Below are 9,909 nucleotides of genomic sequence, written 5' to 3'. Positions count from 1 at the left end.
CGCAAAGGTGACGGCGAACCCGGTGCGAAAGCTATTTGGCTCGGACTCAGAGACGTTCATGTCGCGGCCAAAACCTTACGAGCGTTACGCGCCAGCGGTGACGCCGACACTTCTGTATAAGACGATGGCCTGAGCCGGATACCGTCGCCCCACTATCGCGGAACAGGGCGTCACCCCGAAGACTTGAGCGATGGGCCAAATCAGCAGCCGACAAGCCAATGCTCAATGATGGGCCTGCTGATGGGCTGAAAAACAAAAAGCCCCGTAAGTCCTTGAACTTACGGGGCTTTCTCACCGCTTTTGGCGGAGACGGAGGGATTCGAACCCTCGATCCAGGTTTTGGCCCAGATGCTCCCTTAGCAGGGGAGTGCCTTCGACCTCTCGGCCACGTCTCCCAAACTTTCGCTCGCACCAGGGAGGCAGTGCGACGAGAACGAAATAATATAGGGTTTCGAACCGCGCGTCAATTTCCGTGATGCATTTTCGTCAACGCATCACGAAAATTTCATCATGCCTGGTCGAGTTCGAATGCCTTGTGCAGCGCGCGGACGGCCAGCTCCATGTATTTCTCGTCGATCAGCACCGAAATCTTGATTTCGGACGTCGAGATCATCTGGATGTTGATGCCCTCTTCCGACAGCGTGCGGAACATCTTGCTCGCGACGCCCACGTGCGAACGCATGCCGACGCCGACGACCGACACCTTCGACACCTTCGGGTCGCCCTGCACCTGCTCGGCATTCACGTGGCCCTTCACCTGGTTGGTGAGGATGTCCATCGCCTTCTGGTAGTCGCCACGGCCGACCGTGAACGTGAAGTCGGTTTTGCCTTCGACGCTCTGGTTCTGGATGATCATGTCGACGTCGACGTTCGCGTCGGCGACCGGGCCGAGGATCTGATACGCGATGCCGGGCTTGTCGGGCACGCCCATCACAGCAATGCGTGCTTCGTCGCGCTGGAACGCGATGCCGGAAATGACTGCCTTTTCCATGGTCTCGTCTTCTTCAAAAGTAATCAGGGTGCCCGAGCGCATTTCTTCGTCGAGCGCAATCAGCGGATCGGTCAGGCTCGACAGCACGCGCGTCTTCACCTGGTATTTGCCGGCGAATTCGACCGAGCGGATCTGCAGGACCTTCGAGCCGAGGCTGGCCATTTCCAGCATCTCCTCGAACGTCACGCGATCGAGGCGTCGCGCCTCTTCGACGACACGCGGATCGGTCGTGTAGACGCCATCGACGTCCGTGTAGATCAGGCACTCTTCGGCATCCAGCGCAGCCGCGACCGCGACCGCCGACGTGTCCGAGCCGCCACGGCCCAGCGTCGTGATGTGGCCATCCGGATCGACGCCCTGGAAGCCCGTGATGATCACGACCTTGCCTGCGTTCAGATCGGCCTTCACGCGGTCGTCGTCGATCGAGTGGATGCGCGCCTTCGTGAATGCGCTGTCGGTCTTGATCGGTACTTGCCAGCCGGCGTAGCTCACGGCCTCGACGCCGATTTCCTGCAGCGCGATCGACAGCAGGCCGACGCTGACCTGCTCGCCGGTCGACGCGATCATGTCGAGCTCACGCGGGCTCGGCTGGCTCGAAATCTCTTTCGCAAGACCGAGCAGACGGTTGGTTTCGCCGGACATCGCCGAAGGCACGACCACCATCTGGTGCCCGGCCTGATGCCATTTTGCGACGCGTTTCGCGACGTTCTTGATGCGCTCGACCGAGCCCATCGAAGTGCCGCCGTATTTGTGTACGATGAGTGCCATTGTCGTTCTGAACTGGAGGAGAGACCGCACGGGCGCGCTGGGCAGGCCGCGTTGCCGTTCGGTCACGCGGCTTGTGGCTGTGGACGGACGACGAGGGGGGCGGCTGGGACGCAACACGCAAGCGTGACGGATTTTGCCCGGAAGGCCGATCAGGCCGCGCAAACCGGGTACGTCACGCGGGAAACCTGCACAAATCGCTCAAAAATCGAGCCGAGCAAACGACCGAGCGTACCCGATAGAAGCCCGCTTGACAAGCCGCTCGCCCTGCCCGCGGCCGTTCCGGCGCTGTTTACCAAATGGTGAAAATGGGCGCGCCATCACGCCGCCGGAAGCCTGCCCGCCATTACGCGATCAGCAGGTCGGGACGCCATTCGATCCGGCGCCACGCGCCGCCGGACGGCCCGTTGTCGGACAATTCTCCATCGCGGTTCACGCCAAGCCGCGGCACGTAGATCAGCCGGTCGCCCGCGAACAGCAGCGGCACGTCGCGCTGCCATGCCGGCACGCCGCGCTCCTGGAACAGGTTCTTCAGCGTCCGGCGCGGGCCGCCCGGCGACGTGCGCATCCGCTCGCCGCCCGCCCGGGCGCGCGCGGCGAGCGGCGCGGCGCGCAGCAGCGCCTCCGGCACCGCGCCGGCGCATCCCGCGTCGGCCGGCGCGAACACGAACGTGCCGCGCCATCCCGGCAGGTGCCAGACTTCCTGCCCGTCCCACGCGAGCGCCGATTCCGGGTGCGGCGTGCCGGTGCCGTCGTCGGCCGGTTCGGCGCTGTCGCCCGCTTCCCAGTAGACGACGTCGCGATAGAGCCGCAGGCACTGCCCCGCGTGATCGACGCGCAGCGCATGCGCGTCGTGCGCGGCGCGCAGTTGCCTCATCATGTTGGCGAGCCGCGCGGCGGACGCGCCCGGCAAACCGAGCCGGCGCATCCAGAAGCGCAGCAGGTTCGCGCCGCGCGTGTCGTCGAATGCGACCAGCGACTCGCGCGACAGCGCCCGCCCGTCATCGCGCGCGGCGACGGCGAAATCCAGTTCGGCCAGATCGTCGAGCAGCCGCTGCGCGGCGGCCGCATGCTGGGCCGCGCGACCGAGCGCGTCGCGAAAGCCCGGGAAATGCACGGCCAGTGCCGGCAGCACGTCGATGCGCAGCGCATTGCGCGCGTAGCGCGTGTCGCTGTTCGATTCGTCGTCGATCCATTCAAGTTCGTGCTGCGTCGCATAGCGCTCGAGTTGCGCGCGCAACAGTCGCAGCAACGGGCGCACGCGCTCGACGCTCGCGCCGTCGGGACGGTAGCGCGGCGCCATGGCGGCGAGCCCCGCGATCCCCGCGCCGCGCAACAATTGCAGCAGCACGGTCTCGGCCTGGTCGTCCGCATGCTGCGCGAGCCACAGCGTGGCCGCGCCATGGCGTTCGCACATCGCGTCGAGCGCGGCATATCGACGCTCGCGGGCGGTCGCCTCGATACCGAGACCGCTGTCGCGCGGCACGTCGACGCGCATCGATTCGAATTCGACGCCGAGCCGTACCGCTGCCGCTTCGGCATGCGCGACCCACGCGTCGGCGTTCGCGCTCAGGCCGTGATGCACGTGCAGCGCGACGCACCGCGACGCGCCCGCGACCCGCACGGCCGCGTCGAGCAGCACGGTCGAATCGAGGCCGCCGCTGTACGCGATCGCGATGCGCGCCTCGGACGGCATGCCTGAAAGCGCAACGCCGACCGCGTCGAGTACGACGCGGTCGGCGGAGAATTCGGTCGGTGGGATCACGAGAGGGACGCGCGCGCTGCGGCGCGCGTATTGAACACGCGGCCGGTCATGCGCCCGGCGTGGTTTCCTTGAACTTGCCGTAGGCCATCAGGCGCTCGAAGCGGCGCTCGCGCAGCGCATCGATGCTCATGCCCTGGAACTGGCGCAGCGAATCGGCGAGCGCGCGGCGCAGCAGCGCCGCCATGCCCTTCGGATCGCGATGCGCGCCACCGAGCGGCTCGTTGATGATCTTGTCGATCAGGCCGAGCGCCTTCAGGCGGTGCGCGGTCAGGCCCAGCGCTTCCGCGGCTTCCGGCGCCTTCGCGGCGCTCTTCCACAGGATCGACGCGCAGCCTTCCGGCGAGATCACCGAGTAGGTCGAGAACTGCAGCATCATCACGGTGTCGGCCACGGCGATCGCGAGTGCGCCGCCCGAACCGCCCTCGCCGATCACCGTCGTGATGATCGGCGTCTTCAGTTCGGCCATCACATACAGGTTGCGGCCGATCGCCTCCGACTGGCCGCGCTCTTCGGCGCCGATGCCCGGGTACGCGCCCGGCGTGTCGACGAACGTGAAGATCGGCAGCCCGAACTTCTCGGCGAGACGCATCAGGCGTTCGGCCTTGCGATAGCCTTCCGGACGCGGCATCCCGAAGTTGCGCGCGGCGCGTTCCTTCGTGTCACGGCCCTTCTGGTGACCGATCACCATGCACGGATGGCCGCCGAAGCGCGCGAGACCGCCGACGATCGACAGATCGTCCGCGAATGCGCGGTCGCCGTGCAGTTCGTGAAAATCGGTAAACAGTTCCGCAACGTAATCGAGCGTGTACGGACGCTGCGGGTGCCGCGCGATCTGCGAAACCTGCCACGGCGACAGGTTCGCGTACAGGTCCTTCGTCAGTTGCTGGCTTTTCTTCGACAGCCGCTCGATTTCTTCCGAAATATCGACAGCCGAGTCGTCCTGCACGAATCGCAGCTCTTCGATCTTGGCCTCGAGTTCGGCGATCGGCTGTTCGAAATCCAGAAACGTGGTCTTCATGTGTTCGAATCCTTGGGTCTTGCGGCAGCGCGTATTCTACCCGCGCGGGCGACGCTTAAGACCGGCTCTCAACTATTGATGTTTAAAACCCGATAGCCGGCGCTCAGGCGTCGGTGTCGGGCGCATCGAGGCTGCGCCACATGTACCAGGTCGCGACGGTCCGCCACGGTTCCCAGTTGGCCGCGACCTCCCGCGCCTCGCTGCGCGTGACGGGTTCCCCGCTGAAGTAATTGACGCTGATCGCGCGGATCAGGCCCGGGTCGTCGAGCGGCAGCACATCCGGCCGCGACAGGTTGAAGATCAGGAACATCTCGGCCGTCCAGCGGCTGATGCCGCGGATCTGCGTGAGTTCCGCGATCACGTCCTCGTCGTCCATCGACGTCCATTTGTCGACGTGCAGCGCGCCCGACACGAAATGCTGCGCGAGATCGAGGATGTATTCGGTCTTGCGCTTCGACAGCCCGCACGCGATCAGCTTGTCCGCGCCGAGCCGGATCACCGGCTGCGGTGCGAGTTTCGGACAGGCATCCTCGATGCGCGCCCACAGCGACTGCGCGGACGGCACCGAAATCTGCTGGCCGACGACCGAGCGCGCGAGCGTGACGAACGGGTCGCCGCGCTTCACGAGATGCGCGGGACCGAACTTCGGAATCAGTTTCTTCAGGATCCGGTCGCGCTTGACGAGGTCGGCGCACGCCTTGTCCCAGTATGCAGGGCGCACGACCACCTCCTCGCCGTCCATTTCGGACGCACGCGTCTTGCGGGCCGCATCGGCGGCCGGCAGCGCGGCCGCCGGCTGCGCATGACCGTTGAGCGCGCCGTTCGGCGCGGCGCGCGTCGCGTCCGCCTTCGCCGCCGGCACGCGCTTGGCTGCCGGACGCGCGGCGACCGGGGTCGCGCGCCTGACCGGCGCTTTTCTGGCCGTTGCCATCCTGCCTCCTACCTGACGGATCGGTCAGTGGAACGCACCGCGCTCATACGCGACGCCATTCGGTCGATCCGCCCGGTTTGTCTTCAAGTGCGATGCCGGCCTCGAGCAGTTCCGCCCGGATCCGGTCCGCTTCGGCATAGTCCTTCGCTTGCTTCGCCGCGACGCGCGCGGCGATCTTCGCTTCGATCTCGTCGGCAGCGAACCCGCCCGCCTGCGCGGCGCCGGACGCCTGCTGCAGGAACGCGCGCGGTTCGCGGCCCAGCAGGCCGAGCAGGCCCGCCAGCTGTTTCAGTTGCCGCGCGAGCGACGCGTCGCGCGTGCGATTCACCTCGCCCGCCAGCTCGAACAGCGTTGCCACCGCGACGGGCGTGTTGATGTCGTCGTTCATCGCGGCCGCGAAACGCTGCGCGTGCGGCTCGTTCCAGTCGAGCGCGAGCGTGTCGGCCTCGACATCCTTCAGCGCGGTATAAAGACGCGTGAGCGACGCGCGCGCATCGTCGAGATGCACGTCGCTGTAATTGAGCGGCGACCGGTAGTGCGTGCGCACGATGAAGAAGCGCATGACTTCGGCGTCGTATCGTTCGAGCACTTCGCGGATCGTGAAGAAGTTGCCGAGCGATTTCGACATCTTCTCGTTGTCGACCTGCACGAAGCCGTTGTGCATCCAGTAATTGACGAACGTCTGGCCGGTCGCGCCTTCGCTCTGTGCGATCTCGTTCTCGTGGTGCGGGAATTGCAGATCCTGCCCGCCACCGTGGATGTCGAAATGATCGCCGAGCAGCGTGCAGCCCATCGCCGAGCACTCGATGTGCCAGCCCGGGCGGCCCATCCCATACTTCGACGCCCACGACGCGCCTTCCGGATCTTCCGGTTTCGCGCGCTTCCACAGCACGAAATCGAGCGGATCTTGCTTCGCGTCGTTCGCGGCGACGCGCTCGCCCGCACGGAGATCGTCGAGCGACTTGCCCGACAGCTTCCCGTAGTTCGCAAACTTGCGCACCGAGTAATTGACGTCGCCGTCGGTCGCCTGATACGCGTAGCCGTTCGCCTCGAGCGCCTCGATCATGCCGAGCATCTGCGGAATGAATTGCGTCGCGCGCGGCTCGATGTCGGGCCGCTGGATGCCGAGCGCGTCTTCATCCTCGTGCATCGCGCCGATGAACCGGTCGGTCAGCGACTTGATCGTCTCGCCGTTCTCGACCGCGCGGCGGATGATCTTGTCCTCGATGTCGGTGATGTTGCGCACATACGTGACCCGATAGCCGATCGCACGCAGCCAGCGCTGGACGAGGTCGAACACGACCAGCATGCGCGCGTGGCCCACGTGACAATAGTCGTAGACGGTGATCCCGCATACGTACATCCGCACTTCGCCGGGCTGGCGCGGCACGAAAACTTGCTTGTCACGCGCGAGCGTGTTGTAGATGCGCAGTGATTCCATAGAGATGAACCGTGAGCCGAAGGAAACCGCCCTGGCGAAGCTCGCCCAGCATGCGAAGCGGACGGACCATCTGCTGCGGCGCCAGGCCGAGCGTCCTCGCTATCACATGGGGCGGTCAGGCTGCAAGCACAGCGGTGACGGCCACGAGAGGCTAAGAAAGACTGCCTGCGGCTCGCCGGAACGCGCAGACGTTTTGTTAGAATGGCTCGGAGTATAACATTCCGATTTACGCCTATGAAACCTCATCGCGGCCGCGCGCCGAGCGCTGCGACCCTCGTAGCGACCACCGTCATGGGCGTCGCGCTGACGCTGTTCGCGGCCCCCGCAGCGCATGCGCAGAAGGCCCCGGCCACCGCCGACGGCACCCCCGAAATCGACGCGTCGATCGCCGGCAAGCAGTGGAAGCAGGCGCTCGCGCAGCTCGACGCGCGCATCGCGTCGAACCCGCACGACGTGCAGGCGCAGTTCAAGCGCGGCACCGTGCTGGCCCGCCTGAACCGCGACGACGATGCGATCCAGCAGTTCGTCGCGATCACGCAGGCGTATCCCGAACTGCCCGAACCGTACAACAACCTCGCGGCGCTCTACGCGAAGCACGGCCGCTACGACGAAGCGCGCACCGCGCTCGTCACGGCGACGCAATCGAACCCGAGCTACTCGCTCGCGTACGAGAACCTCGGCGACCTGTACTTGCGCCTCGCGGCCGAATCGTACAAGCGCGCGCAATCGCTCGGCCGCACGAGCGGCGCCACCGCGCAGCGCCTCGCCGACCTGCAGAAGATCGTGTCGCCGCCGAAGGCCGCGCCGAATGCCCGCGCGATCACGCCGGCCACGCGCAACTACTCCGACCGCGCAGCCGCGAACGTGAGCACCACCACGCTGCCGATGTCGCCGACGTTCCAATTCAGCGGTCCGTCGGGCGCACTGGCGGCGCCGTATGTCGCGCCGCCGTCGCAATAAGCGGCGCGGCCCCCTTTCCTTCCCAACCTGAGGATCGCAATGAAACGTCTGTTGCTGGCGCTTGGCGGCGCCGCCCTTCTCGCGACCGCGCCCGCTTTCGCGCAAACGGCCACCGCGCACCCGGTCGTGCAACTCAAGACCTCGCAGGGCGACATCCGCGTCGAGCTCTACCCGGAGAAGGCGCCGAAGTCGGTCGCCAACTTCCTCGATTACGTGAAGGCCGGCCAGTACAACGGCACGATCTTCCATCGCGTGATCAAGGGCTTCATGATCCAGGGCGGCGGCTACAAGACCAACTTCGAGGAGAAGCCGACCCGCGCGCCGATCCCGCTGGAGAGCCGCAATGGTCTGAAGAACCTGACGGGCACGATCGCGATGGCGCGCACGAGCGATCCGAATTCGGCCACCGCGCAGTTCTTCATCAACACGGTCGACAACAACGGCCTCGACTACCCGAATCCGGACGGCAACGGCTATGCGGTGTTCGGCAAGGTCGTGTCGGGTCTCGACGTCGTGAAGAAGATCGAAGGCGTGGCGACGACCTCGCGCGGCCCGATGCAGGACGTGCCCGCGCAACCGATCGTGATCGAATCGGCCAGCATCGTCTCGAAGTAAGAACCTGCCGGCACGTCCGGCGACTCACGCGGCCGCGTCGCACGACCGGCCGCGTGCCATTTAAACCGCCTCACCGAAGGAATTCATCATGGTTGAACTGCATACGAACCACGGCGTGATCAAGCTCGAGCTCGACGCCGCGAAAGCACCGAAGACGGTCGAGAACTTCCTGAACTATGTGAAGAAGGGCCACTACGACGGCACCGTGTTCCATCGCGTGATCAACGGCTTCATGATCCAGGGCGGCGGCTTCGAGCCGGGCCTGAAGCAGAAGCCGACCGACGCGCCGATCGACAACGAGGCGAACAACGGCCTGAAGAACGACAACTACACGGTCGCGATGGCGCGCACGAACGATCCGCACTCGGCGACCGCCCAGTTCTTCATCAACGTGAACGACAACGATTTCCTGAACCACTCGTCGCCGACGCCGCAAGGCTGGGGCTACGCGGTGTTCGGCAAGGTCGTCGAAGGCCAGGACGTGGTCGACAAGATCAAGGGCGTCAAGACGGGCAACGCCGGCTTCCACCAGGACGTGCCGACCGACGACGTCGTGATCGAGAAGGCCGTAGTGGTCTGACGCACGGTATAACGGAGGCACTTCGATGTTGCAGGAGAGTCCGCCGCGAAGCGTCTCCGCGGGCGTGCCGGGCGAGCGCGAATACGCGCAAGCCGCACGCCCGTTCCTGTTTCTCTCCGATCTGCACCTGAGCGAAGCGATCCCGAAGACGGTCGCCGCGTTCGAGCATTTCGTGAAATACACCGCCGACAGCGCCGACTCGGTGTTCATCCTCGGCGATCTGTTCGAATACTGGATCGGCGACGACATCCTCGACGACGATCCGTTCGCGGCACGCATGGCCGCGCTGATGCACACGCTCTCGGAGCGCGGGATCGCGCTCTACGTGATGCACGGCAACCGCGATTTCCTGCTCGGCCGGCGCTTCATGAAGGCAGCCGGCGCGATGCTGCTGCCGGATCCGTCGCTGATCATGGCGTTCGGCCAGCGCATCGTGCTCGCGCACGGCGACGCGCAATGCACGGCCGACCGCGGCTACCAGGTGTTCCGCCGCTTCGCACGCAACCGCGTCGCGCAATGGCTGTTTCTCGCGTGGCCGCTCCGCTGGCGCCGCGCGCTCGCGCAACGCATGCGCTCGAACAGCGAAGCAGGCCGGATGCGCCCCGCTTCGGCGATCTATGACGTCACGCGTGAAGGCGTGGCAGCGCTGTTCCGGAAAAGCCGCGCGGCCGTGATCATTCACGGCCACACGCACCGCCCCGCGAGCCACGCCGAACCGGGCGGCATCCGCTGGGTGCTGCCCGACTGGGATCTCGACCACGGCAGGCCGCGCGGCGGCTACCTGCGCGTCGACGCGGAAGGCATCCACGCGATGCCGCTCGACTGACACCGCCGCTGTCGTCT

The 9,909-nt window shown here is 65.9% G+C and carries 10 protein-coding genes, 1 tRNA gene and 1 pseudogene; 6 read left to right on the top strand and 6 right to left on the bottom strand.

Annotated elements, in window-relative coordinates; translation table 11 throughout:
• Window positions 1-120, top strand: a 120-nt coding sequence (locus tag GD429_RS41010) for an IS4 family transposase (RefSeq protein WP_227791616.1), incomplete at its 5' end; no start/stop codon positions are given.
• A 181-nt stretch (window positions 121-301) separates the two neighbouring features.
• Here the strand turns inward: GD429_RS41010 and GD429_RS11550 are convergent.
• Window positions 302-395: transfer RNA gene (locus GD429_RS11550), tRNA-Ser, on the bottom strand.
• A gap of 113 nt (window positions 396-508) precedes the next feature.
• The gene (locus GD429_RS11545; protein WP_152857041.1) at window positions 509-1,759 is read right to left on the bottom strand and encodes an aspartate kinase; all 1,251 of its coding nucleotides are present in this window, start codon (window positions 1,757-1,759) and stop codon (window positions 509-511) included.
• Between GD429_RS11545 and GD429_RS42010 the strand changes: the two are divergent.
• Window positions 1,742-1,979: pseudogene (locus GD429_RS42010) on the top strand (hypothetical protein); the annotation flags it as partial. The gene GD429_RS11545 and the pseudogene GD429_RS42010 sit on opposite strands and share 18 nt — an antisense overlap.
• A 123-nt stretch (window positions 1,980-2,102) precedes the next feature.
• Here GD429_RS42010 and tilS read toward each other — a convergent pair.
• The 4 genes from tilS to cysS form a co-directional block, all read right to left on the bottom strand.
• On the bottom strand, window positions 2,103-3,521 hold the full coding sequence (gene tilS / locus GD429_RS11535; RefSeq protein WP_321574535.1) for a tRNA lysidine(34) synthetase TilS: 1,419 nt from the start codon (window positions 3,519-3,521) through the stop codon (window positions 2,103-2,105).
• Between the two features lie 46 nt (window positions 3,522-3,567).
• The gene (locus GD429_RS11530) at window positions 3,568-4,539 is read right to left on the bottom strand and encodes an acetyl-CoA carboxylase carboxyltransferase subunit alpha (RefSeq protein WP_006478433.1); all 972 of its coding nucleotides are present in this window, start codon (window positions 4,537-4,539) and stop codon (window positions 3,568-3,570) included.
• A 103-nt stretch (window positions 4,540-4,642) separates the two neighbouring features.
• On the bottom strand, window positions 4,643-5,470 hold the full coding sequence (locus tag GD429_RS11525) for a DNA-3-methyladenine glycosylase family protein (protein WP_152857040.1): 828 nt from the start codon (window positions 5,468-5,470) through the stop codon (window positions 4,643-4,645).
• Between the two features lie 43 nt (window positions 5,471-5,513).
• On the bottom strand, window positions 5,514-6,911 hold the full coding sequence (gene cysS, locus GD429_RS11520; protein WP_152857039.1) for a cysteine--tRNA ligase: 1,398 nt from the start codon (window positions 6,909-6,911) through the stop codon (window positions 5,514-5,516).
• Between the two features lie 234 nt (window positions 6,912-7,145).
• Here cysS and GD429_RS11510 point away from each other — a divergent pair, with 234 nt between their 5' ends.
• The 4 genes from GD429_RS11510 (at window position 7,146) to GD429_RS11495 (ending at window position 9,892) form a co-directional block, all read left to right on the top strand.
• Complete coding sequence (locus GD429_RS11510; protein ID WP_175941606.1) at window positions 7,146-7,871, top strand: tetratricopeptide repeat protein; 726 nt, start codon at window positions 7,146-7,148, stop codon at window positions 7,869-7,871.
• Window positions 7,872-7,910: 39 nt separating this feature from the next.
• Window positions 7,911-8,486, top strand: a complete 576-nt coding sequence (locus GD429_RS11505; RefSeq protein ID WP_096471249.1) for a peptidylprolyl isomerase — start codon at window positions 7,911-7,913, stop codon at window positions 8,484-8,486.
• A gap of 88 nt (window positions 8,487-8,574) precedes the next feature.
• Window positions 8,575-9,066: a peptidylprolyl isomerase gene (locus tag GD429_RS11500; protein WP_006478428.1), complete on the top strand. Its 492-nt coding sequence runs from the start codon at window positions 8,575-8,577 to the stop codon at window positions 9,064-9,066.
• Window positions 9,067-9,091: 25 nt separating this feature from the next.
• Window positions 9,092-9,892: a UDP-2,3-diacylglucosamine diphosphatase gene (locus tag GD429_RS11495; protein ID WP_096471250.1), complete on the top strand. Its 801-nt coding sequence runs from the start codon at window positions 9,092-9,094 to the stop codon at window positions 9,890-9,892.
• The last annotated feature ends 17 nt before the right edge of the window (window positions 9,893-9,909 follow it).

The sequence above is a fragment of the Burkholderia sp. BE17 genome (genome assembly GCF_009362305.1).
Classification (GTDB): Bacteria; Pseudomonadota; Gammaproteobacteria; order Burkholderiales; family Burkholderiaceae; genus Burkholderia; species Burkholderia pyrrocinia_C.
Note: the sequence above shows the minus strand (reverse complement) of the source record. Positions and strands in the feature narration are given on the sequence as shown.

What these genes read in the sequence shown, in the direction of transcription:
- GD429_RS11545 (WP_152857041.1), bottom strand. Translation starts at nt 1,759, where the DNA reads ATGGCACTCATCGTACACAAATACGGCGGCACTTCGATGGGCTCGGTC.
- GD429_RS11530 (WP_006478433.1), bottom strand. Translation starts at nt 4,539, where the DNA reads ATGAAGACCACGTTTCTGGATTTCGAACAGCCGATCGCCGAACTCGAG.
- GD429_RS11525 (WP_152857040.1), bottom strand. Translation starts at nt 5,470, where the DNA reads ATGGCAACGGCCAGAAAAGCGCCGGTCAGGCGCGCGACCCCGGTCGCC.
- cysS (WP_152857039.1), bottom strand. Translation starts at nt 6,911, where the DNA reads ATGGAATCACTGCGCATCTACAACACGCTCGCGCGTGACAAGCAAGTT.
- GD429_RS11510 (WP_175941606.1), top strand. Translation starts at nt 7,146, where the DNA reads ATGAAACCTCATCGCGGCCGCGCGCCGAGCGCTGCGACCCTCGTAGCG.
- GD429_RS11505 (WP_096471249.1), top strand. Translation starts at nt 7,911, where the DNA reads ATGAAACGTCTGTTGCTGGCGCTTGGCGGCGCCGCCCTTCTCGCGACC.
- GD429_RS11500 (WP_006478428.1), top strand. Translation starts at nt 8,575, where the DNA reads ATGGTTGAACTGCATACGAACCACGGCGTGATCAAGCTCGAGCTCGAC.
- GD429_RS11495 (WP_096471250.1), top strand. Translation starts at nt 9,092, where the DNA reads ATGTTGCAGGAGAGTCCGCCGCGAAGCGTCTCCGCGGGCGTGCCGGGC.